This is a genomic window from Anaerobiospirillum sp. NML120511, from assembly GCF_023050955.1.
Taxonomy (GTDB): domain Bacteria; phylum Pseudomonadota; class Gammaproteobacteria; order Enterobacterales; family Succinivibrionaceae; genus Anaerobiospirillum.
In genome coordinates this window covers 1-22,402 of the sequence record NZ_JALKIK010000048.1, presented here as the reverse complement: position 1 = coordinate 22,402, position 22,402 = coordinate 1, and the positions used below count along the sequence as shown (strand labels likewise).

Sequence of the window (22,402 nt, the reverse complement as noted above, 5' to 3'; positions counted from 1 at the left end):
CAAAGTAATTCTTTTCCCGCCAGCTAAAGCTACGACTGCTGCGGGAACCCTCCTGTCAGCACCAGCAGCACCATCCTCCTTATACTTTTAGCCAGGCAAGCTTAGTCAACAGCAGCCTTAACTTAATGAAGGCTCCTCTTAGGGCAAACGGGAAAGAGGTGTACTGTAACTGACCAGCTTCGTGTCTTCCCAGTGTCAGGATGCCAGTTCCACCAGAAAAATAAAGCCCTGTACTCGGTTAAGAGCACAGGGCTTTCTTGTAGCGGCCATTTCTTGCCGGGCTAAGGTAGAGTTCTTTATGTTCTGATCTCTGGATAGCGCGAGCGATTATCTCCATCAGTACAGCGTAATAATTCTGGGTATCATTTTATTGCTCATATTAACCCCCTGGGATATAATAATGGGACAAGGGCATTGCCCTATTATTTTTGTTATGTGGCAGGCTAGGGCCTGCAGTTGAAACCCTACTTGAGGTTACACTCAGTAGGGTATTTTTTTTATGCCTATAATATCAACTTTATAAATCTGCAGCAGCACACCCTCCTTATGCTTTTAGACAGGCCAGCTTAATCAACAGCAGCCTTAACTTAACGAAGGCTCCTCTTAGGGCCAACGGGAAGGAGGTGTATTGTAACTGACCAGCTTCGTGTCTTACCAGTGTCAGGATGCCAGTTCCACCAGAAAAATAAAGCCCTGCACTCGGTTAAGAGCACAGAGCTTCCTTGTAGCGGCAACCGGCAGGCCTTAGAACGGTATGTCTTTTTCGTCAAATGGCAGACTGGCCTTAGGTGTAGAGTTGTCCTTACTTATATTATTGTCTATCAGGTTATCCAGCCAATCCAGCCATTTAGCGTGAGCATCAATAAATGGCTTCGTTGGTTCATGATTTTCATTACTTACATTATTAGCTGGCTGTGTTTCCAGCTCTTTAAATTGATCCTCAGGAAGTGCGTCCGGCTCAGGATTATACTTGCTTTTCAGAGCCTCAAGAGCCCTATGTCTGTTGAAGAGATTGCCTTTGTAATAGTACTGAGGGTTGACGGTTAGCTTCTTGCCATCCTTTATCACCACACCGTGCTTGAGAAGCCTTTTAAGGGATTTAGAGAGTTTTGGCCGTTTAATACCAACTAATTCAGCGAGCTGCTGCTTAGTCATTTGAGGGACTTCGTTGCCGTAGTCCATGATATTGGTAAGCTTTGCTAACACACAGATATCAGTCTTTGTGATATCAGAAGTCTCAAGTAAGGCATCTAAAGAAGCATAAAAAACATAACAGAATGACTCATAAGGTTGTAAGTTGTTTTCGAACATCTTGCTGTAGTCCATAATCTAAGTAAGAGTTTCTACCACAAAGAAATCAGACTTTGTGATATCCGAGGTGGGCTAAAATAATTGTTAATGTGTTATAATAAAGCCACTATATTTCATAGAATAAAAAGGTCCCACGGGAGGGGCCTTTTTTATTGGCTTTTTATGGAAAGGTATTTATCAGGATTTTAAAAAAGCCCTGGCTAATTAAGTCAGGGCTTTTTTATTTATTGATGAGAAACCAAGGTAAATACAGAAACTATCTTGTCATTTCCTTAGGCTTTGCACGAGTGCGTGTTGATTTATCTGGTGCGGTATTTTCAGGAGCAGTTGCTCTCTCTTGCTTCTCTTTTGCATTAGAGCCTAAAGTACGTTCTTCCTTTTGAACCAAATCAGAAGCTCTTGCAAGAGTCTCGCTTTTGATCCCCGCAGTTGCGGCATCCTCCCTGTTTGGTACTCGCTCTTCCTTAACTTTATCTTTAATAGGCTCGTGCTTAACATCTTTAACTGGGTCGAACTGCATTTGATACTTAAACTCTTTAAATGCATCATTGCTGATAAACACAGCCTCCCTTTGTCCCTCAGGGGTCTTCAGGAGATCGAGCCATTCTTTAGCAAATTGCTTATTTGCCTCAGAAATCTTACCTATAGAGGAGTCACCAATGCGTGACATGGTCATCTGATCGCCAATCTCTTTAATTAAAGCAACTCGAGACTCATGACTAAGCTTAGAATATTCATTCTTCGCGAACTCTCTTGGATTTGAGGCCTCATGGTCGGCCTTTGCAGCAGCGAACTGGCTCTGCCTGTCAGCGAAGGGCATATCATTCTTTTCAATTGGAGGAAGATTCAGGCCTTTAAACTGATTGGCATTAAAGACATTAAAATACTTGAATGTCAGTCTGCTCGATCCATCTCTATCCAGAATAAGCAGCTTTGTTGCTTTTTCTCCTTTCATTACAGTTCCCCCAAGCTCTTTACCCTCATTGAAGGTAAGCCAGCGAGGATCATCATAACCTTTCTCTCCGGACACCATTTTCAACATAACATTGTTACTTCCACCATAGGGGTAACCAGTTTTTGGGTTAAATGGCTCTTCCATACTGTTTTTGGAGAATGGCAGGTTATCGTTTTCGATAGCATAACTGAGTTTTTTTGCAAACTCTGCAATAGCTTCCTGAGTTTTGTTTTCCTGAGTTGTTTCTAAATTAGTGTCGCTCATACTTAGTTTCTCCTGAGTTAAGAGCAAATATTGTCAACTGCATAAGCAATTTCCTGAGCTCTCTGATTAAGCTCCCAGTCGGCAAGACACTCCTCCTTGTACTGATCAGGATAGATATCGAAATCGGAGAAGAGCTTTTCATACTGCTCGCCTTCAACCTTTACTCCCACAAATGCTTCTTCATCCTTATCCATCCTCAATCTTGCACTTTCAGCAAGAATCATGATGCTTGTCTGCTGGATTACAGCTTCCTGCATAGGGGTGTATTCTCTTTTAATTGGCATGTGTACCTCACTAACAACTAGATTAAAAAACGCAGCCTAAATGGTTCTGTCAGGCTGCACAACGTGTTAAAAGTGTCAGCTATTATCCACAAACTGATAGTACTGACCGACATATCCGAGTATAAGTGTTGCTCCTGCAGGTCCAGATCTATTTTTCTCTACAATTACCTGAACCTGATTAGAGTCATTGCTCTCTTTATGCAATAAAAGCATAACATCTGAGGCTCTGTGAATACCTGTAGAGCCAGCTATATTTTGTGCGGTTGGTGTGGTATTACGCCTGTCTACTGACAAGCCCACCTGAGAAAGAATAAGAATTGGAACATCATATTCTCTCGCAATATTCTTTAATGCATAGCAGACATCATTATAAATTTTAGGGAGATTCTCAAAATCATTCGGTTCTGATGTCATTCTCATTAACTGTACATAATCAATTATTACCAGAGATGGGGGGTGTCCAGTAGTAGAAATTGAGTTGCGGACATACCTCCTTATATCATTAGGCGTGGTTATGGCCTTTTTAGGAGTTATGACATTGAGAAGACTATAGTTTTCAGAAGAGTCAGAGGCATTCTCAGGCTTACGTTCGTATGACTTAATTCTTTGAATTGCCTTAGCCCAATTAGAGGAAGACACAGATGACATGTCTCTTCGCTGTATAAGCCGGTAATCAATCTGACCAACAGAGCTGATTAGACGATAGAACACCTCGTCCATGCTTAACTCAAGGCTGACAAAAAGGACCTCGCCTTTATTTTCAGGCTTGGCCATATTGTGATCAGCAATGTTTAATGCAAAGGCAGTCTTTCCAACACCTGGTCTGGCAGCCAGTGTGTTAAGTGTCCCTGGTACAAAAGCAATGTAGTCATCAAGCTTTTTGAAACCTGTAGGAATCAGCCTTGGAGCTTCTACCTCCTGTAGTCTTCTAAGAGAGTCAACCAGCTCAATTACACCACCTGATTCAAGTGGGGTTTCAGAATTGCTTGTTTTGATAGCCTCCAACCTGTCTTCAGTCTGCTGAATAACTTCATCTAGATTGCGTCCATTAAGTTCAATAGTATCGTGTCGGAGTGCTTCTGAAGATTGGATTAGGTTTCGTCTTAAAGATAGCTTTTTAATACTTTTAGCAATCTCAATTACAGCAGATTCAGGAAAAATTTGACATATAAGGATAGATGAAAGAAATGAATTGTTAGAAAACAACTTTGCTGGGTGTTTTTCTGTAATAAACATTTGGAACGTCGTAGTGTTAAGTTGTTCTACCCCCGTAGACTCTGCAAAGTTATTTATCTCCTCAAAAAATAAACCTGCCTTTTCTCCAGCAAAGTCATCTTTATTTAGATTCAACTTTAAATAGTCGGCGTTATTAAGTAACGAAGGTGAGTTAAGAACATTGCAGAGAAACGTTTTCTCTGCCTCTATATTTACAAGAGTGGCAGATACGTTGACATTAGCGGAATTCTGCTTGTTGCGAAATAGAAACATGGCTATATCTCATAGAAACTATGGTTAATGATCGTATGAATCAAAGTGGTGGACGGGGCTACTTTGGATTCATGTTGATGGCGTGGGCATCTGTGGAATTGCACTTGTGGCGAGGCCGCACCATGAACAGCTCGCGTAAGCTGCATAAGTGCTGCTCGCTAATCAGTGATTGGCAGACGGGAAAGAGCGTAAGGTTAACTGCTGGGCTGCAGTAGAAGAGGTTCTTAAAGGTGGGGGAAACTTCGATCGGGCAGTCATATTTCATAGATTAGACCTGTGAGGACATAGGGCCTGCGAAAAGCGATACGTATCTGTTGCGTAAGGCTTTAGTAATTTATACGTATAAAACGGGAACCAAATTGGTAGCGACAGCATAAGTTGACTATTCGTGATTCTTGATCAAAGCACTCTGCTGCGGCAGGCTGTATCCATTATTTATGCATAAACCTTTGATGCGAATTGGATTTTCTAAATGTGAACCGGCTCAGAGCTCTTGCTCCCATAAGTCACTGCGTCGCATATTTATAGGGTTTATGCTTCTGATTGTGTGGGTACTAATCTCAGATACAAATGCTAGAGAGATTGGACGAAGTGAATTTGAGCAGCTTGCCAGCAAGTGTGCACCAGACATAGCACCCGACACTATGGCATCTGTCATTGAAATTGAGAGCGGTTTTAGACCATATGCCATTGCTGTAGTAAATGGTCCGTCTTTTTACCCGGAAACATATGAAGAGGCCCTGTTAAAGATCAACGAGATTGCAACACAGAATGTATCTTTCTCCGTTGGCCTTGGGCAGATCAATAACAGGAACTTTGAAAGGATGGGAGTAACCCCTGAGCAGATGCTTGACCCGTGCTTCAACATTAAAGCCTCTGCTCAAGTGCTGGGGGAATGCTACAGACGTGCGATAAAAGAGCATGACAGTCAGTCAGACAGTCTGAAAGCAGCTCTTTCCTGTTATTACTCAGGAAATTTCATAACAGGGATTAAACAAGGGTATGTGGATAAGGTGGTTAGAAAAGGAAAGGAGAGAGTACCTTCGATCAAAATAATTCAAGATTTTAATGATAAGCCTCAGAGGCCTCTGCTGGAGCAAGCCAGCCAGCCCTCTGGTTTGATTTTGTAGAATTTTTTATACGCAAAACCTGCATATACATAAGTGTTCGTTGTATGAGAAACTCACATATAGTTGTAGTTCTCCGCATAAATCATAGTGTTCAGGTAGTACGTCTAAGATATTCAATCATTACAGACAACATACGCAAATACGAATCGAACTCATTTTTCAGGAGATTTGAGATGATACGCAATTTATACGCAAAAAATTCACTTTTATTTATTGGTGCATTACTGTGCTCACCAGCTGCTTTTGCTGCTTCCGGAGGAAGCGGCACTAATGTAGAAAGCATGTTTAACCAAATTCTTGACATTCTTCAGGGTGTATCGGTTGTCGTAGTTACTGTAGCCGTAATCTGGGCTGGCTATAAGACCTTATTCAAGGGTGCAGGCCTTATGGAGGTTGCCGGTCCATTAATGGGTGCAATCCTCATTGGCGCAGCTCCTTGGCTGGCTCAAATTCTTGTAGGGTAATATGGTTCAGAAGACACCTTTATTTAAAGGAGCTACGCGTCCAGCCTGTGTATGGGGAATACCTATTAAACCCTTTCTTGGATGTTGCGGAGTATGCCTTCTTCTCGCATTCTGGGTATACATGCCGCTGCTGCTCCTGGCGCCGCCTATTCTATTTGTGATGAGGCAGATAGCCATAAATGACGATCAGAAGTTCAGACAGCTTTTCTTAAGCTTTCGTACCAACTTCCTTGGGAGTGGAAATAAGCTCCACTGGAAAGGTGTTTCATCCTTTGGTCCAAGTATTTACAGTGACCAGATTAAGAAAAAGCTATACAAGAAATAATTTATGCAGGTGCCTGTAAGGGCACCTGCTCATATCACATAAAAGACCAGCATATTGCAGAGATTTTAGAATCTGCTCTTGACAAGTACCTTGAAAGAACCTGGCGCTGAAAGCTCACATTGAGGCAGGCCGGAGAGGAAGATTATGACAGTTCCAGAAAAAACACCTGTCAAAGAAATCATGGACCGTTTAAAGGAGCAGTCTGAGAACAGCCCTTTGGTTTGCAGAAGTAAAGGGCACTCTAAGAGTATTACTGGCATACAACAACAGATAATCGACTCTATCGAAGCCAGAATTGCTCAACACTCGGCTAAATCTCGTGGAAATAAAGACTCGCCTGCTGCAATCATATCCTCCCGCCTGCAAAGGCAACTTGAGCAGGGAGCGATAGTTAAAAGAAGCAGGAGTGCTAAGAGTAATGAATCGAGAGAAAGGTAGATAAACTTGGTAGGAAATTAAAGAATGGGTGCATCCAATTTTAAAGAAAGTATTGACATGATGCGAGCAGAGGGGGCGATCAATAATTTTATTCCCTTGTCTTCTGTAGTTGCACCTGGCGTTGTTATGGGAAGGGATGGTGAGCTTATCAGTTCCTTCATTGCAAAAGGTATTACTTTTGAGACAGCTGATGATATAGAAATTGACCAGGGAATTAACAACCTAAACATCCTGTACAGGACTATTTCTAACAGCAATTATGCCCTCCAGCTGCACCGCCTCCGCAGGCCCATGCAGGACGAGCTTAACTGCTGTTCAGAAAAGGGATTTGCTCATGAGTTATCAAAAAAGTATAACGAAACGATCGGCAAATCTCGTCTAGTGGCTACTGAGCTCTACCTTACCCTCATAATGAAAAGAAGAGGTAAGCTGACTTCCAAATACAGGTCTAAGGATGAAATTGAAGCTGATATAGCAAAGCAACTTGAAGAGTTTGAAAATGTCTCCTCGCAATTCCAAAGATCATTGAGCAGATTTGACGTGGTAAAGCTTGGAGAGTATGAGTCAAACGGTAAATTATATTCGGATCAGCTTGCATTTTATAACTTTCTTCTTACAGGTAAGATGCAGCCTGTAAGAGTTCCTTATGCTCCATTGCATGAGGCTTTAGGTGCCGTACAGATTTTTGCTGGCGCTGATACCCTTGAAATCCAAACAGCAGATAGTAAGGCATTTGCTCAGTGTATTGAGTTAAAAGACTATACACAAGATACCTTTTCAGGAATTCTTGATGGTCTTCTTTATCCTGATAAATCACATGTTAAGCCTTATGTTTTTATTGAGACGCAGACATTCTGCTTCCTGTCCAAAGTAGAGGGGCAGAAATTTCTGCAGATTCAACAGAAACAGCTGCTCGCATCTAATGATGCTGGTGTAAGCCAGATACGGGCTATGGACGAGGCTATCGACGGAGTTATCAATGGTAACTTTTCAATAGGAGAGTACTCATACAGCCTTATGGTATTTGGAGATTCTGTTGATATTGTCAAACAGAATACTCAGGATGCTGTTAAGAAGCTTCAGGACGAGGGTTTTCTTCCTATCGTGTCTACACTGGCTTTACCAGCTGCCTTCTTCTCTCAGTTACCTTGTAACTTTGACTATCGACCACGTATTGCCAGAATTACCTCAAAGAACTTTGCTCACCTGGCACCCCTTCATAACTTCGACTCGGGTAAGCGTAATGGAAACCCTTGGGGCGAAGCACTCGCGCTTCTGACAACTCCTTCCGACCAGCCCTACTACTTTAATTTCCACACTTCACCTGCTGGCGAAGACTCCTTTGATAAGAAGACACTTGCCAACACAACCATTATTGGTACATCCGGCTCCGGAAAAACCGTGTTGTTGAACTTCCTGATTGCAATGGCGCAGAAGTACCGTAATGATGGCTATAAACTCACAACTGTCTTTTTTGATAAGGACTGTGGTGCAGAGATTGCCATCAGAGCAATGAAAGGCGGCTATCTTTCAGTTAAGAATGGTATTCCAACTGGATTTAATCCTTTTTATCTGGAGAAGACAGAGGCAAACATTCAGTTTCTCATCTCCTTCATGAAGCTGCTGATAAAAATGGATGAGCAGCCTATTTTAATCAGTGACGAGCTGGCTCTTACAGAAGCAGTGCGTGCTGTTATGGATATGCCACGTGAATTAAGGCGTATAGGTATCATCCCGCAGTTTCTGCCTCAGGGTCTTACCAAGGAAGAAAAAGAGAACTCTTTGGCAAAACGTCTGTACCGCTGGATTGGCAATGGTGATCTTGCATGGGTGTTTGATAACCCTGTAGATACTTTAGATTTCGATAGATACCCTAATTTTGGTATTGATGGAACGGACTTCCTTGATAATCCTCAGGTGAGGACTCCGCTGGGGTTCTATCTGCTGTACAGGATGGAGAGCGTACTGGATGGCCGCCGCTTCTTCTTTGTAATGGATGAGTTCTGGAAGTGGCTTCTGGATGATGCATTCAGTGACTTTGCCTTCAATAAGCTTAAGACCATTAGAAAGCAAAACGGATTCGGTGTTTTCGCCACCCAGTCACCATCAGATGTTATCTCCAGCCCTATTGCAAAAGCTGTAATTGAGCAGTCAGCAACGCAGATATTCCTGCCGAATCCAAGAGCTGACAGGGATGATTATATAAACGGATTTAAGGTAACTCCGTCCGAGTTCTATCTTATTTCTCAGCTTGGAGAAGACTCCCGTCTTATGTTGATTAAGCAGGGCCATAAATCCGTGGTTTGCAGGCTTGATCTTTCTGCGTTTGGTAAGGAGCTGAAGATACTCTCCGGCTCTACAGATAATATCCTTCTTGTCGAAGAGCTCATCAAACAATACGGTGAAGCCCCGGATAATTGGCTACCTCACTTCTATGAAAACAACAAATAGGAGAATCATTATGAAGCTTAAAAAACTTGCTGCTGCAGTAGTTGTCTCGGCCTCCCTCTCACTCGCCTCCCCGCTAGCCAGTGCTGACGGTATTCCTACCGTAGACTTTGCGGCTATTGCACATATGGTTGATCAGCTTAACCAAATGAAGACTCAGTATGCAATGCTGGAATCTCAATATAAGCAACTTCAGACAATGACTGAAAAACTGGAGGGCTACAGCGGTATAGGAGAAAACATAATGATGGATGTTCTCAAAGAGCTGCATCCTGAAGTTTATGATTTTTTGAATGGTTTAACTGTAGAGAATTTCCCTGAGAGAGCTATGGAAATTTTTGAGGAACGTGGCTTTGATAAAGCATGCGGCATAGAGAAAGGTTTAAAGCTAACAAGCGTTCAGGAAAAATGTAAACAGGAATATTTATATGTAGCTGGTGCGGAATACATGTTTGAGCAGAGCGCCAAAAATGCGAGTAAAAGAGGCGAGAAGCTTAATGAGCTTATGAACCAGGCCCAAAATGTTCAAACTCAGAAAGAGGCTGCTGATCTTCAAATAAGAATTTCAGGCGAACAGGCTTCATTGCAGTTAGCTCAATATCAGGCTGACCAGACTGCACGTGCAATCGAGCAGGCAGAACGTAATAATAAAGAGTCAAGAAGACAGGATTTAAAAAGATCATTCTGGGGGCATCAGGGTTAATAATTATGGCTAATATTGGAGACCAAGTAAGTAATGCGGCTTATGACGTCACTCCTGCGGGTGTAGGAAACGCTTTTAAACAATATCTGACAGGCTTCGCTGAGAGAGTCGCAACTGACTTTATTACAGCTTTAGGTCCAGTAGTATTAGTGGGTCTTACATTATATTTTGTTTTAAAAGGTTATATGGCTATTGCCGGAAGATCGCAAAATACAATACAAGACACCCTCTGGGAGGCGGGTAAAGCTGGTCTTGTTGCATTTTTTGCACTCTCAGCGCCAAATTTTATTGCCCATGTTTTACCTTTTGTGGAGGGATTGGAAAAAGTACTAACACAAGGTGTAGCAGGTACAGACGATGTATGGGCATCTCTGAACAAAGTTTTCGTTGACATGTGGACTGGACTTGATTCTGGAGCTAAGTTTGTAAACAGCAAAAGTGATGGATTTAAGATATTTGGCGACGATTCCATTATGGAGGTAATCTCATCATGGCTGATTACACTGTTTGCCAGTATACTTTTATTTCTCGCAGTATCATTAATCATGCTTATCTTATTGTCATGTGAAGTTGGATTGGCAATGACATTGGGATTTGGCCCTTTATTTATGTGCTGCCTTATGTTTCCTGTTACTAGACAATGGTTTGACGGCTGGTTTAGAACAGTTGTAGGTCTTCTATTCACAATGATTATTTCTGTTGTTCTTATACAACTGCTAGCTCATATGACAAAAAACCAGATTGATAGCCTATCTGTATACACCTTGGGATGCGCTAATTCAAATATTGCCTGTTCAGCTGTCCAAGGTGCTGCGGATTCTATAGCAGCTTGGAATGCGGCTTCTCGAAATATTTCTTTAATGCTATTAGTATTTATAATGATATTCTGGAAGATACCTCAAATTGCACAGTCAATGGTGGGAGGCTTAAGCCTTACAGGTATTAATCCTAGTGAAATTACAAGAGATGTAAATGCTATTAAAGAAGTTATAACAGCTGGTAAAGAAAAAGCAGTAGAAAAAGCAGCATCTTCTGTGTCCGGTTCTGGCTCTTCAAATGTAGAATCAGCTGGTTCCAGCTCCGCTCAGGCGGCGAACAGAATGAACAACAACAATTCAACTGGATTTGGCGCTGGAAATCCAAGTCAAAATGGTAATCAACAAGGTTCTCAAATTAACCCTTCAGCAGCAAATAACAGAAACTATGCTGCCAATTACGGCTCAAGACCAGCTAATGATGAAAGGAGCTTTAACTCTAGTTCTTCAGAAAACTTGAAAAATCACATACGAGGAAGTTGGGGACTTGGATCAAGTGATAAGAATGACAAAGCTTCATAGACTGGCTGACACCACAGCAAGATAAGCATCCATCCCCGCAAGCCATGACAAAACAGCATTTGCCGCTGCTGCTGCTGGCTCAAGCTGCAGCGGTCAGTGCAAACATCAAAACGCTAACTTCAAACAGGAAATTTGATATGACCTCTTCAGATACAAGATTAGAAGACAAGGAAATTCAATCCCATAACGACCTCAGCTTGACTCGCTTCTTGATTTCAAATTATGCCGATTTTAATAGATATGGTATGAACCAAAATGTTGTGTTTGGAGATATTGGTCTTGAATACAATTCTTTAGATAAGAACTTTTTTAAATATTTTAAAGATGAGCTTAAGACACATGACGTCTTTGGCGAGCCTGATTTGGCTACTCCATCATTTCATTTAGATGATGACATGATGCATATTGCTTTTTCATTATCTACATTTGATGGTAAAGAGCATAAAGACTTCGTTAAAAGAGCCAATAATCTTATTGAACAGCTGCCGGAGGAAGTAGATAAGTTCTGCCAGGCATATGGACATAATTCATTTAATCCTGATAACCCAAATGCTCCGGTTACTCCAGAAAGGCTTCAAGATGCAAGAAAAGGCTGGTTTTTTATTACTGAAGAATGCAGACAGATGGCCATGCTTGATACCCTTTTGGACAGATATGGCCAAAATTTTGTTCGTGCAGCAACAGAAGTAATGGACGGCCTTGATAACGATAAACCAATGCGCAATGAAGATTGCTCGTTTATCAAACACATTGATAACGTTGGTGAAATCTTAGCTGCAAAGGCTTCTGAGGTCGAAAAACAGATAGACATTAGATATGCTGCTTTTAACGACATTCCTGCTCATGAAACTCAGGGGTTTGCCGATTTTAAAACAGATCCTGTTGCTGCTTTTGAACGCATTAACAAAACTGTAGGAGGTTCCAGCGAACTACTTGAAGTCTCCCTGAAAAATCTAACCAGTAAGAATGCTACAGAAGATGATAAAAAGTCTGTCAAGTACTTAGAGGACCTTTTATTATCATATGCTCGTCATGATGTTGACCGACCATCGGCAGAGCCTGGTCTGAAGAATAATGTAGATTTTGATTACCGTACTCTTCAGGTCTATGAAAATACTAAAGAGTTTCTGCAGGAAAGACGTCTGGAAAGAACTGCCGAAAAGGGCTCAGCCACTCAAGAGATTACTTCCTTCAGCGAATTAGCTAAATCAATTGCCAGCAGAGCTGATAATGCACAATCTGGAAAATCAGTATCATCAAAGCAAGAGTCAAAATTAGCAAGATAAGTCCAGGACTTGAAGTGCAGACAAAGCCACCTCCTCCCGCAGGCAGTGAAGAATACCTTCATTCATTTAAAGGAAGTTACCACTGCTGCAGCTGGCGCAGCTACAGAAGTCTGCTGCTGGACAGGATGGCAGGCGGGAAAGAATCGCCCGCAAGCCATAACAAGGCTATAGCCCTATGATATATATAGAAGCTGCTACTACTTGAGAAGCAGCTTCTTCTGTATGAGTTAGAGGTTATTTATGAGACCTGTTTATTTTGATATTGACACTTTAAAAGAAAATAAGTCGTTTCAAAATTTCGCTAAGGAGGCTTTGGACAACTCTCCAGAGCTTTCTTACTTAAAAGGATTAAAAGATACAGATACTTATAAGAGTTTTCCTGATGAAAAATTTCTCAATAAGTTAGGTGACGCTGCTGCTGGCTACATCGTCAATACTGAAGATGGTATTGAAACACTACCCTATGATCACTTTAGTATTCATAGGATAGAGAATATTGCTACATGGAGAGATTTAGAAGCAAAAAAACATCTCGGCCTTAATAATTATCAGGATCTTGTTGACAGATATCCTATAGATTTACCCTCTGTGCAAGCTGATGAGAGAGCAAGACAAATTGAGGCGGATACTTTAACGCCTGGCGGGTATTTGATTGATAAGGCAGTTGAAGACTGGATGAATATCACGAATCAACTGATTGTGGATGCTACAAAGGATCATTTCAAAGACATTTTTGGGGACTTTATTATATATCTCTCCTCAAAAAGTCCACCTCTAACTGAATTAACAGATAAGCGAGATGAGCATGGATTTCCAACTTACTATCGCGATAGGGTTGAAACAATGGGAGAGGCAGGCCTTCATCTTCCAATGAAGAGCATTTCTTCATTAAAACGTGAGCTTGTTTTCATGTTTGCTGAATGTGATGCAAATGTCGCTAAAATTACTGGAGAGTTTACTGACCCATACAAGCTTTTAGAGCCGGGCAAAACCAGGACAGATACCGATAATGTACTGGCAGAGGTTTTTGATAAGGCTGGAATTAGACCGACTGTACTTGAAGATTTATCAAAGGGTACAAATGACTCTAAATCCTCTAAACCCCTAAATTCAAATAGTGGCAGAACCCGTACTTATCTTAAAGAGTGCTTTACTGCTTATTTTAAGGAGAATGCCGGGCTTTACAGGAATGAGGACAACAGGGAAAAGCATGACTCCAGGATTGCCAGTTTCAGTGACCTCGCGCAAGCTATTGTAGATAAGAAGTTTGGAGGGGCTGACAAGTCTGATGTGGTACAGCCAGCGTCAAGTAGAGAAAGGTAAAGACAGAGCGGTTATATTTAACAGGTTTGCCTATGCTGGGAAGCCCCTGCTGAAAGAACATATGTATGGAGTGATTTTATATGTTTACATTAAATGATATTTACAATGATGATGCTCGTACCTGTATTAATGATTACGTTTCAAAAAGAATTGACATTGTTAAGAACTTCAGGAAGGAAGTCCTGGATTCTATCAACTGCGGGGCAAAGCCTTTTGCTTTTATTGATGTGCAGCACAACCATAAGTTAGCAGGACAAGATACTGTTTTAAAAGCAAACATGGAGCGTTAATGTTTGCAGTTCAATATCTGGGATAGTTAGGTCAAGGGTGGTAATGCTCTGCATTTACCGCCCTTTTATTACATAATGCATATAGTAAATGTAAGGAGTTGTTTATGCATTGGCAAATGCCTGACGACTCCTTTTATGTCTATGCTGCCTGATATAACCAAAGATGTGATATCTGATACAAACCGGAGCAATCACGTAATTATATCAGCCGTTTAAAACTCAGAAACATTGATTAATAGTCGGTATATGAAATACAATAACAAGCATAAGGTTATTTTCTTTTCGTAAGCACGGTAATTAAAAATGAATAAACTACCACCAGAAACGCAGGAGGCTTTTGAGAAGCTTGCTGTGTACAACAAGGCCTTATTATTCTTAACTTCATGCGCTCTTGAAAGAATTAAGAACGATCATGCTGCTTTCAAGATGTTTACAAGGTATGTGGCTGACACAGATGTAACAACGCTTCTTGCTGATTACAAAGAGGGTGTACTGAGTGAAGAAGAGTCGACAGAATTACGTAAATTACTGGCCGATTTTGAGATTGATATGAGAGCTCTTGATGCTAATGGTATTGTCTATTAATTCGACCAGTCTGAATTTTTTGGCATAAATTAGTGCAGAGCTAATAATGGCTCTGCTTTTTTTACAACATGTATATACGTAATTAAGGAGCTTAAATTGATTAAGATGTTGATACCGTTTATTTTTCTGGCAGGTATTGCCGTAGCTGGTTGTTCAACTTCCCCTCCACCACCACCTCCTGAACCGGAGGGTGACAAGGTTGACATAAATCCGGCGGAATTCCAGCAGCAGCACAACAACTTTCTATGAGTATGACATATGGGTATTTTCACTAAAGGTCAAAAGAATATCGAAGAGGTCTCCTCCCCGCAGGCTTTACCTTCTGTCTCAGACAATGGAAGAGATATTATTAAAAGTGGTTACACATGGGAGACTTCACGACTTCATGAAGTTTACAAGTCAGAGCAGAGAGCATGGACTGTTGCCAAAGTGATGGGAGCAGGTTTCGTGCTGTCCTGTATCAGCATTATGTTGCTTATGCCTCTTAAGACTGTTGTCCCGTACGTTATTAAGGTAGACAACAGTACTGGCATGAGTGAGATCCTGAAAATCGCAAACAAGCGAGACATACCAGCCAGTGAAATGATGCATAAATACTGGCTTTCTCAATATGTTCTGGCAAGAGAAACATATGATTGGAGAACCCTGAATCAGGAATATACTAAAGTACGTGAACTGAGCCTTCCGAATGTGTTTCAACCATACAGTTCACAGTTTGGAACTCATGAGGACAGTATAGAGGTTCGTCTTAAAGACAACTATCGTATTCTTGTCAAGCTTAATTCTATCGTTATCAATTCTGACTCAATTGCTACTATACGTTTTGTTAAAACTGTCTTTAATAACAAAACTAATACTGAGGAGAGTTCTCAAACATGGACAGCAACTATCGGATTTGAGTACTTCCCTACATATGAAGTCAAAGAAGAGAATCGCCTGATTAATCCATTCGGATTTAAAGTTACTTCATACCGAGTTGACCCTGAAATAAGTGGAGTTAAGTAATGCTGAGACTAAATACTATTATTGCAGCCTGCTCCACTGTACTGGCTCTTTCTTCCCAGTCAGCTGTTGCTCTGCAGGTACCAGAGCGATCTGCACTGGACCATAGAATTCAGCACATAAAGTACTCTGATCAGAATGTTACCAGGATCAATGCAGCTAACGGCTTTATCACTACTGTTATCTTTGCCCCCGGAGAGAAAGTAGTTAACTACGGCTCTGGATACTCCACTGCATGGGAGTTTGCGACTGCTGAAAATCAGTTCTTTCTTAAGCCTAAAGATAAGGAGGGAACGACAAATCTTGTTATAGTCACTAACAAACGCATTTATAACTTCGATGTTTATCTGGTCAATGACAGCAAAAAGGCCACTTATAAACTTACTTTTAAATACCCGGAAGAAAATAAAAGCCTCTCTGAGCAGGAGATGAAGAAGAACAGATTGAAAGAGGCGCTGAAAAAGCCAGACCCTAATATTGATACCAACCCACATCTTAAGAACTGCTATTACTCAATGAATTTTGGTACCAGTAAAGGGTCACGACATATTGCTCCTGTAATGGCTTTTGATGATGGCCTTTTTACCTATTTCAAATTTAAGCCTAATACCGATTTTCCTGCAGTGTACAGCGTCAGCTCTGATGGTGAAGCTCTGTTGAACAGCCATATTGAGAACAACACTCTAATTATTCACGGTGTGTACCCTGAGTATCGTTTTCGAGCTGGTGCCGATGTTGTGGGCGTCTATAACGAGCACTTCGATAAAGGTCTGGTTCACACATCTACAAGGCATGACAGCACTGTTGAAACTAACAGCACTGTAAACGGCGTTTCAAGGACAATCGTGGAATAACTTATATGAGTGATGTTAATAAGGATCAGGAGGCTGCCAGCTCCAAGTCCAATGGGGTGCCTTCTGTAGCTGGCCGTCCAAAGGCTGCCAGGGGATTGAAATTGGTTTTGATCTGTGTTGCTTTACTTCTCCTGGTCGCGGTTATCGCCTGGGCTACCCATATGAAAGGATGGTGGGGCACTACCTCGATTGAGGAGGCTGCAGAGAAAAATTCTGACGCCAACACTGCAGGTCTAACTGCAACTAATAGTTTGACCCGTGTTAATGTCAAGGACATTCATCCAGATCCGGAACCGGAGCCAAAACCAGAGCCTGCTGAAACAGCACAGCAGGCTACAGCCAAAAAGGAGCTGCCAATGCCATTGCCAATGCCTGCTCCTGAAACAGCCAATATTGGCCCTGATGGTAAACCAATACCAACACTTGAAGAGCTTAAGTTTGCAGCACCAATGATGGGTACTATAGATTCTGCTGAAGCTGCTGTAAGGCCTGCTGGTGGATACCCTGGAGCTGCCTCAGCTGTTCCTCCTGTTCCAGCGGTACCAGGTGCCGGAGCATTACCGGCTCCTGCAACACCTTCATTGAGCTCAATGATGGACTCTGTATCAACCCCATCCAAGACAGCCAGACTGATCAAAAACCAGAGCCTGACTCTTTCTAAAGGAACTGTTATTGAATGTATTCTGGAGACCAGAGTAGATACTACAGTTCCAGGTATGACCACCTGTGTTGTACCACGCAATATTTACTCAATGGATGGAAGAACACTTCTCATTGAAAAGGGTACTAAAGCTATAGGTGAATATCAGGGCGCTGTACAGAACGGTCTTGCCCGTATTTTTATGTTGTGGACTGAGTTACGTACCCCTAAAGGCGTTTCAATAGCAATTAACTCTCCTACAACAGATAATCTTGGCGGAGCTGGTATGGGTGGTGCTGTAGATTTTCACTGGTGGGAACGATTCGGCAATGCCCTTCTGTTTTCTATGGTGTCGGACGGTTTCCAGTATGTAGTTAATACAGCTAATCGCAATAGTAACAATGGTGATGTAACATACAACAATACCACTGATGGAATTGATGAAATTATTAAAGAGGCGATGGCTCAAAGTGGCAATATTCCTCCTACCTTGATTAAAAACCAGGGAGAAAGAGTAGCCATTTTTGTCGCTCGTGATCTTAATTTCTCAAATGTTTACAACCTCTCTCTTTCAGATAAGTAGCAGCTCTGTCTTTCCTGCTCATCTGAAATATCATTTTCTTAAGGATTATATATGTCCCGTGTTATGACCAAAGAATCAATTAACCAGAAGATTGTAGCTCTCAAGGAAAAGGAGGCTCGCTTCCGCGCTCGTGCTGATGAGATTGCCAAACAGATTGTCCAACTCAACAACAAGCTTAATGACGTTGATGCAAAGCGTATTTATGATGCCCTCAAGAACTCAGATAAAAGTGTCGAAGAGGTACTGAATTTTATGGGAGTGCCATTAGATTATGACTCTGAGTTTAACGAGGATGTAGAGGGCGAGGAGGGTGACAACGAACATGAATAAGCCCGCAATCGAACTCCCAGGCTCTCCAGCGGCAGCCAAACGTACTGCCGTTGATTACATGCTTGCGCCTCTGCATGAATTTTTTAACGATCCGTCCATTACAGAAATCTGCATTAATGAACCTTATATCGTCTTTGTGGAGAAGAGTGGTCGTTGGGAGCAGCATCGCGTAGATGCTCTGAGCTACGACTTTCTTAAACGAATGGGTGTGGCTGTTGCCACTTATGCCAACACCATGTTCAGCGATGCGTCACCGGTTGTATCTGCTGTTCTTCCAAATGGTGAACGTTCACAGTTTGTTATGCCTCCTGCCTGTAAAGATGACACTGTATCAGTAACAATCAGAAAGCCAGGTAAGACTGTCAGAGCTATGGATGACTATATTTCTGGCAGCTTCTTTGATCATATTGTTCCTGTTCAGGAGATGAATGATGTAGACGCCAACCTCTGCAACATGTATCACCAGGCAATGATTTGCAACGACCCTGAGGAAAAGGCCAGATTAAGGGCCAATTTCCTTATCAAATCAGTTGAAATGGGTAAGAACATCGTTATTGCAGGTGAGACAGGTTCAGGTAAGACCACCTTCATGAAGGCTCTTATGCAGGCTATCCCAGTTGAAGAACGCATTATTACTATCGAAGATGTTCCTGAACTTATGTGGGGCCTGCCTAACCACAAGAACCAGGTAAACCTGTTATACCCGTCAGAAGCAACAGAGAGCAGCACCATTACTGCTGCTTCACTTATGAGGTCCTGTCTGCGTATGAAGCCAGACCGTATTCTGCTTGCAGAGTTACGTGGCGGTGAGACGTTTGACTTTCTGAATGTGTGCCTCTCAGGCCATGGCGGAACAATTACCAGCTGTCATGCCGGTACGTGTAAAGGAGTGTTTGATTATCTTGGACTTAAGGTAATGCAGTCTCCGGTGGGACAGTCTTTACCATTTGATGTCATTATGAAGCTTCTGTCGGATGTTCTTGACATTGTTGTATGTATTCATAATGACAAGAAGAACGGGCGAGGACGCCATATTACAGAGCTCTTCTTTAATACTTACGAGCAATTAAATAAGAAGCAGCGTACTTAGTAATTCAACTTACCCGCTACAATCTGACCTGGCGTATCAATGCGTCAGGTCGAGGCAACGGGCTGAGCTGCCTTCTACTGAATATTTAAAAGGAGATATTATGCTTAAAGAGGACAATAAATTTGATCATATTAATGTAGAAGATCCTCTCTCGCCGGAGAAAGGTGGTTTTTTGAAAGCTTTAATGGAGGACTACGAGCGTCCTAAAGAACAATTTCAACGCTATTGTGAGTACCCTGGTTTTTCAAGAATTGACGATCTTGGTTTAGAACTGAATATACCTAAGATTAATGTCTGTAATAAATACAAATTCGATTTTCCTGTTGCTGATTACAGCGATGGGGTGACCAGAGATTTACGTGTAATACCATACGATATTGCCGTGCAACGCGGACTCCATCTTAAATCTAGTCTTGATTTTGAAGAGAGAGCAGCCGAAATAATGAATAAGGACATCAGAGTCGCGAATGAAGTTACTAAAACTTTAACTACGAATGGTTTAAGACGCGAAGAAAATTTCTTTTTAATTTCTCTTGATGAGTTACAAGATAAATCATTGAGCATGGTTCTTGACCATTTTGGCAGAGAGTATGCCTCTGCAAAAAATGCCATGCCTGTCTTTAATGATGATAAATACGCCCCAGCATTTGATAGAACTGAAAAACTTCTTAACCACTTTGAGATAAAGTTAGATCATTCTATTTTAAAAGATAAACGCCCTGACTCTGGTGTTGATACGATAGACAAAAAGGACGAGTTCTACAGGGCGCGGCATTATGAATATAAAGCTCTTTATGATGCTGGGCATGACATTATGTATGGAACGTTCTATAAAACCAACCCTGCTGGTAAAAGCACTGTAAAAATGCCTTACCCAATAAATTTTCGTTCAACAGATGATTATTTAAAAGCCTGCTCACATTTAATAGCCGACAATGCTCTGGAAACAAGCTTACAGAAAAAAGATAAAAACCCTTTTGTCAAGCTAGACAAATACGAACTGTCCACCTTAAAAGAGACCAGATGGAAAGATGTTGCTATTTATGCTGCAGGCCTCATGATCGCCGCACAGGCTGGTATTCCCTTAACACGAGATGACCGCCGAAGATTCTCTGAGTTCAAGATAGAAACTGACATTAACAGCGATAACTATACAAGAGATCAGATTGGACTAAAGCGGGCTTTCGATGTTGCTGCCAAGGTTGCGAATACAGTAAGGGATATTGACCTTACAAAAGATCAGCAGACTGAGCCACTTAATAAAGGTCTATGGGATTTCTATAAACAGGACCATGAGAACCTGGCTATTCAAAGGCATACGCCCACATTGGCCTTCGTTGACTCCGTGCTGGATAAGCTTCAAGGAGTAAAATCTGAAGATGTTCTTAAAACAATTGACAACCTTGTACAGACACGTGTTGCTGCTGTTGCTGAAAATAAGAAGGACGCAATAGATATTGTGTATATGAGTAAAGACCTGAGAAATGACCTTGCCAAGGTTACAGGAAGACAGATTGATATTAACTTTTATAACGATATCTCTAAACTATCCAATACTCTTAAAGAACAAAGCAACTCTTCAAACACCAGGGAAAGATAACTTGCGTGTATCTTGACCTCTCTCCCCGCCTGCCGTTATTACCTCTTCTGGCATCTTATTCTTAATCAAAATTAAGACAGCATGCGGAGGGCAAGTGACCGCTGGATGGGCCGAAGCGCTCCTTAACGTTGTCATGAGGCTGCCAGTCACCACAGGTGGCCAGCAGCTGCTGCTGGCACAAGATTAAGGCAGCCATTGTACGATGACAAACAGGTTAAAGGATATGTTATGGATGATTACATTTCTGAGCTGAACAGGCCTGTTCATGTAGAGGAACCTCTCTCCCCGGAGAAAGGTGGTTTTTTGAAAGCTTACATGCAGAATTACAGTTATTTAGGGCATTCAGCAAATTATATTACTGGATATAATCCACCTATATTTGATCTCGGGCTTAAACGAGAGTTACCTAAAATTAATGTCGTAAATCAAGAACATGTCATGTACCCCCTGGCTGATTATAGCGATGGCAGTACCAGGGACCTGCGTGTAATACCATTTGTTATGGTTAAAGAGCGCAATCTGGAGTTTAAAGATGAAAAAAAGCTTATCTCTAAAATCGGTGAGTTATTATTAGAAGAACCAAGAACACACAAAGACATTATCAACGAGAGTGGATCGTCCGTATTTTTAGTATCACTTGATGAAATCAAGGATAAATCATTACAGACTGTACTTGATCATTTCGGCAGGGAAGCAGCCTATGAAAATAAAGCCATGTCTGTCTTCGATGATGACAAATATGCTCCTGCGTTTGAAAAAATAGAAAAACTACTTAACCATTTTGGTATAAAATTAGAACATTCTTTTATAAACGATAAAGACCCTTATAAAGACAAAGATGAAAAGAGCTGGTCTGCTGACCATCGCGAGCCTTTAACATCAGGACATGCAAACCTTTATAAGAAGTTTCATGATAGCAACTTTCCTGATAATAAGACTGTAAAGATGCCTTATCCTATTAATTTCCGCTCAGAAAATGATTATTTAAAAGCCTGCGCACATTTAATAGGAGACTGCATTTTTGAGTCAAGTTTAAAACAGGCTGCCAAGGAATTAGATAAGTCAGAGAGTAAGCTGCTGTTTGTTAACAGCAGCCCTCTGCAACAACCTCCTGAGCAGCCTCTTATTAAGATAAGCAAACATGAACTTTCCTCTTTAAAAGATAATCAATGGAGGAATATGGCATGTGATATTGCGGGCACCATGATTGCTGCACAGGCTGGCGTACCGGTGACACAGAATGATATAAAGCGATTCAGTGTTGCCAGGATAGAGATGGATGAGAGTGGCAGAGACTATAAAAGCGATCAGCTCGGAGTAAAGCGAGCCTTTGACGTGGCTGCCCGGGTAGCGAAGCTGGTAAGAGATATTGACCTTGCAAAAGATCAGCAGACTGCGCCACTTAATAAAGGTCTATGGGATTTCTATAAACAGGACCATGAGAACCTGGTTATTCAGATGCACACTCCTTCGATGAGCTTTATTGACTCCGTCCTGGATAAGGTACAAGGCACTAAGTCTGAGGATATTCTTAAAACAGTCGACCGTTATGCGTCACAATGGATATTGAAACAAAATAAATTGTTTTGAGTAACATACATGGTAGAATCCGCCTGCTATTTTTTAAGTAGGTTTTCATATGGCCAATATTTATATTACTCAAGAGGTAAAG

Annotated in this window: 22 protein-coding genes; 17 read left to right on the top strand and 5 right to left on the bottom strand. The window is 41.6% G+C overall.

The annotated features are described in order from the left end of the window. Positions 1-744: 744 nt before the first annotated feature. From MXE39_RS11055 to MXE39_RS11040, 4 genes are all read right to left on the bottom strand, one after another. Positions 745-1,326, bottom strand: coding sequence for a helix-turn-helix domain-containing protein (locus MXE39_RS11055; protein WP_247074118.1), 582 nt, complete (start codon positions 1,324-1,326; stop codon positions 745-747). 241 nt (positions 1,327-1,567) lie between these two features. After that, positions 1,568-2,530: an ArdC-like ssDNA-binding domain-containing protein gene (locus MXE39_RS11050; RefSeq protein ID WP_247074116.1), complete on the bottom strand. Its 963-nt coding sequence runs from the start codon at positions 2,528-2,530 to the stop codon at positions 1,568-1,570. 17 nt (positions 2,531-2,547) lie between these two features. Next, positions 2,548-2,814: a hypothetical protein gene (locus MXE39_RS11045; protein ID WP_247074114.1), complete on the bottom strand. Its 267-nt coding sequence runs from the start codon at positions 2,812-2,814 to the stop codon at positions 2,548-2,550. A gap of 75 nt (positions 2,815-2,889) precedes the next feature. After that, on the bottom strand, positions 2,890-4,302 hold the full coding sequence (locus MXE39_RS11040; RefSeq protein WP_247074112.1) for a replicative DNA helicase: 1,413 nt from the start codon (positions 4,300-4,302) through the stop codon (positions 2,890-2,892). Positions 4,303-4,835: 533 nt separating this feature from the next. On the opposite strand from MXE39_RS11040, the gene MXE39_RS11035 reads away from it, so the two are divergent. From MXE39_RS11035 to MXE39_RS10990, 10 genes are all read left to right on the top strand, one after another. Further along, positions 4,836-5,432 carry a lytic transglycosylase domain-containing protein gene (locus tag MXE39_RS11035; protein WP_247074110.1) on the top strand — a complete coding sequence of 199 codons (597 nt, stop codon included), beginning with the start codon at positions 4,836-4,838 and terminating at the stop codon, positions 5,430-5,432. Positions 5,433-5,476: 44 nt separating this feature from the next. Further along, the gene (locus tag MXE39_RS11030) at positions 5,477-5,896 is read left to right on the top strand and encodes a TrbC/VirB2 family protein (RefSeq protein ID WP_348647481.1); all 420 of its coding nucleotides are present in this window, start codon (positions 5,477-5,479) and stop codon (positions 5,894-5,896) included. Positions 5,897-6,365: 469 nt separating this feature from the next. Beyond that, on the top strand, positions 6,366-6,659 hold the full coding sequence (locus MXE39_RS11025; RefSeq protein WP_247074106.1) for a hypothetical protein: 294 nt from the start codon (positions 6,366-6,368) through the stop codon (positions 6,657-6,659). 24 nt (positions 6,660-6,683) lie between these two features. After that, positions 6,684-9,110, top strand: a complete 2,427-nt coding sequence (locus MXE39_RS11020) for a VirB4 family type IV secretion/conjugal transfer ATPase (RefSeq protein ID WP_247074104.1) — start codon at positions 6,684-6,686, stop codon at positions 9,108-9,110. A 10-nt stretch (positions 9,111-9,120) separates the two neighbouring features. Beyond that, positions 9,121-9,810 carry a type IV secretion system protein gene (locus MXE39_RS11015; protein ID WP_247074102.1) on the top strand — a complete coding sequence of 230 codons (690 nt, stop codon included), beginning with the start codon at positions 9,121-9,123 and terminating at the stop codon, positions 9,808-9,810. A 5-nt stretch (positions 9,811-9,815) separates the two neighbouring features. Next, positions 9,816-11,147 carry a type IV secretion system protein gene (locus MXE39_RS11010; protein WP_247074099.1) on the top strand — a complete coding sequence of 444 codons (1,332 nt, stop codon included), beginning with the start codon at positions 9,816-9,818 and terminating at the stop codon, positions 11,145-11,147. A 44-nt stretch (positions 11,148-11,191) separates the two neighbouring features. Then, a complete protein-coding gene (locus MXE39_RS11005) occupies positions 11,192-12,433 on the top strand; it encodes a hypothetical protein (RefSeq protein ID WP_247074097.1) in 1,242 nt (413 codons plus the stop codon). Between the two features lie 240 nt (positions 12,434-12,673). Further along, positions 12,674-13,756, top strand: coding sequence for a hypothetical protein (locus tag MXE39_RS11000; protein WP_247074095.1), 1,083 nt, complete (start codon positions 12,674-12,676; stop codon positions 13,754-13,756). 80 nt (positions 13,757-13,836) lie between these two features. Then, positions 13,837-14,046: a hypothetical protein gene (locus tag MXE39_RS10995; RefSeq protein WP_247074093.1), complete on the top strand. Its 210-nt coding sequence runs from the start codon at positions 13,837-13,839 to the stop codon at positions 14,044-14,046. A gap of 303 nt (positions 14,047-14,349) precedes the next feature. Then, positions 14,350-14,631, top strand: coding sequence for a hypothetical protein (locus MXE39_RS10990; RefSeq protein WP_247074091.1), 282 nt, complete (start codon positions 14,350-14,352; stop codon positions 14,629-14,631). Between the two features lie 29 nt (positions 14,632-14,660). Here the strand turns inward: MXE39_RS10990 and MXE39_RS10985 are convergent, their stop codons facing one another. Continuing rightward, on the bottom strand, positions 14,661-14,837 hold the full coding sequence (locus tag MXE39_RS10985) for a hypothetical protein (RefSeq protein ID WP_247074089.1): 177 nt from the start codon (positions 14,835-14,837) through the stop codon (positions 14,661-14,663). A 52-nt stretch (positions 14,838-14,889) separates the two neighbouring features. Between MXE39_RS10985 and MXE39_RS10980 the strand changes: the two genes are divergently transcribed. The 7 genes from MXE39_RS10980 to MXE39_RS10950 all read left to right on the top strand — a co-directional run bounded on the left by MXE39_RS10980 (position 14,890) and on the right by MXE39_RS10950 (position 22,320). Further along, on the top strand, positions 14,890-15,636 hold the full coding sequence (locus MXE39_RS10980) for a VirB8/TrbF family protein (RefSeq protein WP_247074087.1): 747 nt from the start codon (positions 14,890-14,892) through the stop codon (positions 15,634-15,636). Beyond that, positions 15,636-16,487 (top strand): P-type conjugative transfer protein VirB9, encoded by an 852-nt coding sequence (virB9, locus tag MXE39_RS10975; RefSeq protein ID WP_247074084.1) that lies wholly within the window; start codon positions 15,636-15,638, stop codon positions 16,485-16,487. The genes MXE39_RS10980 and virB9 overlap by 1 nt, the downstream gene beginning before the upstream one ends. A 5-nt stretch (positions 16,488-16,492) precedes the next feature. Then, positions 16,493-17,710, top strand: a complete 1,218-nt coding sequence (gene virB10, locus MXE39_RS10970; RefSeq protein WP_247074082.1) for a type IV secretion system protein VirB10 — start codon at positions 16,493-16,495, stop codon at positions 17,708-17,710. A 51-nt stretch (positions 17,711-17,761) separates the two neighbouring features. After that, positions 17,762-18,040, top strand: coding sequence for a hypothetical protein (locus MXE39_RS10965; protein WP_247074080.1), 279 nt, complete (start codon positions 17,762-17,764; stop codon positions 18,038-18,040). Next, positions 18,033-19,130 carry a P-type DNA transfer ATPase VirB11 gene (virB11, locus tag MXE39_RS10960; protein ID WP_247074078.1) on the top strand — a complete coding sequence of 366 codons (1,098 nt, stop codon included), beginning with the start codon at positions 18,033-18,035 and terminating at the stop codon, positions 19,128-19,130. The genes MXE39_RS10965 and virB11 overlap by 8 nt, the downstream gene beginning before the upstream one ends. 100 nt (positions 19,131-19,230) lie before the next feature. Beyond that, positions 19,231-20,730: a hypothetical protein gene (locus MXE39_RS10955; RefSeq protein WP_247074076.1), complete on the top strand. Its 1,500-nt coding sequence runs from the start codon at positions 19,231-19,233 to the stop codon at positions 20,728-20,730. A gap of 228 nt (positions 20,731-20,958) precedes the next feature. Further along, positions 20,959-22,320, top strand: coding sequence for a hypothetical protein (locus MXE39_RS10950; protein ID WP_247074074.1), 1,362 nt, complete (start codon positions 20,959-20,961; stop codon positions 22,318-22,320). The last annotated feature ends 82 nt before the right edge of the window (positions 22,321-22,402 follow it).

Excerpts from the sequence above, each read along its gene's own strand:
- MXE39_RS11055 (WP_247074118.1), bottom strand. The coding sequence starts at position 1,326 with ATGGACTACAGCAAGATGTTCGAAAACAACTTACAACCTTATGAGTCA.
- MXE39_RS11050 (WP_247074116.1), bottom strand. The coding sequence starts at position 2,530 with ATGAGCGACACTAATTTAGAAACAACTCAGGAAAACAAAACTCAGGAA.
- MXE39_RS11045 (WP_247074114.1), bottom strand. The coding sequence starts at position 2,814 with ATGCCAATTAAAAGAGAATACACCCCTATGCAGGAAGCTGTAATCCAG.
- MXE39_RS11040 (WP_247074112.1), bottom strand. The coding sequence starts at position 4,302 with ATGTTTCTATTTCGCAACAAGCAGAATTCCGCTAATGTCAACGTATCT.
- MXE39_RS11035 (WP_247074110.1), top strand. The coding sequence starts at position 4,836 with ATGCTTCTGATTGTGTGGGTACTAATCTCAGATACAAATGCTAGAGAG.
- MXE39_RS11030 (WP_348647481.1), top strand. The coding sequence starts at position 5,477 with ATGAGAAACTCACATATAGTTGTAGTTCTCCGCATAAATCATAGTGTT.
- MXE39_RS11025 (WP_247074106.1), top strand. The coding sequence starts at position 6,366 with ATGACAGTTCCAGAAAAAACACCTGTCAAAGAAATCATGGACCGTTTA.
- MXE39_RS11020 (WP_247074104.1), top strand. The coding sequence starts at position 6,684 with ATGGGTGCATCCAATTTTAAAGAAAGTATTGACATGATGCGAGCAGAG.
- MXE39_RS11015 (WP_247074102.1), top strand. The coding sequence starts at position 9,121 with ATGAAGCTTAAAAAACTTGCTGCTGCAGTAGTTGTCTCGGCCTCCCTC.
- MXE39_RS11010 (WP_247074099.1), top strand. The coding sequence starts at position 9,816 with ATGGCTAATATTGGAGACCAAGTAAGTAATGCGGCTTATGACGTCACT.
- MXE39_RS11005 (WP_247074097.1), top strand. The coding sequence starts at position 11,192 with ATGACAAAACAGCATTTGCCGCTGCTGCTGCTGGCTCAAGCTGCAGCG.
- MXE39_RS11000 (WP_247074095.1), top strand. The coding sequence starts at position 12,674 with ATGAGACCTGTTTATTTTGATATTGACACTTTAAAAGAAAATAAGTCG.
- MXE39_RS10995 (WP_247074093.1), top strand. The coding sequence starts at position 13,837 with ATGTTTACATTAAATGATATTTACAATGATGATGCTCGTACCTGTATT.
- MXE39_RS10990 (WP_247074091.1), top strand. The coding sequence starts at position 14,350 with ATGAATAAACTACCACCAGAAACGCAGGAGGCTTTTGAGAAGCTTGCT.
- MXE39_RS10985 (WP_247074089.1), bottom strand. The coding sequence starts at position 14,837 with ATGTCAACCTTGTCACCCTCCGGTTCAGGAGGTGGTGGTGGAGGGGAA.
- MXE39_RS10980 (WP_247074087.1), top strand. The coding sequence starts at position 14,890 with ATGGGTATTTTCACTAAAGGTCAAAAGAATATCGAAGAGGTCTCCTCC.
- virB9 (WP_247074084.1), top strand. The coding sequence starts at position 15,636 with ATGCTGAGACTAAATACTATTATTGCAGCCTGCTCCACTGTACTGGCT.
- virB10 (WP_247074082.1), top strand. The coding sequence starts at position 16,493 with ATGAGTGATGTTAATAAGGATCAGGAGGCTGCCAGCTCCAAGTCCAAT.
- MXE39_RS10965 (WP_247074080.1), top strand. The coding sequence starts at position 17,762 with ATGTCCCGTGTTATGACCAAAGAATCAATTAACCAGAAGATTGTAGCT.
- virB11 (WP_247074078.1), top strand. The coding sequence starts at position 18,033 with ATGAATAAGCCCGCAATCGAACTCCCAGGCTCTCCAGCGGCAGCCAAA.
- MXE39_RS10955 (WP_247074076.1), top strand. The coding sequence starts at position 19,231 with ATGCTTAAAGAGGACAATAAATTTGATCATATTAATGTAGAAGATCCT.
- MXE39_RS10950 (WP_247074074.1), top strand. The coding sequence starts at position 20,959 with ATGGATGATTACATTTCTGAGCTGAACAGGCCTGTTCATGTAGAGGAA.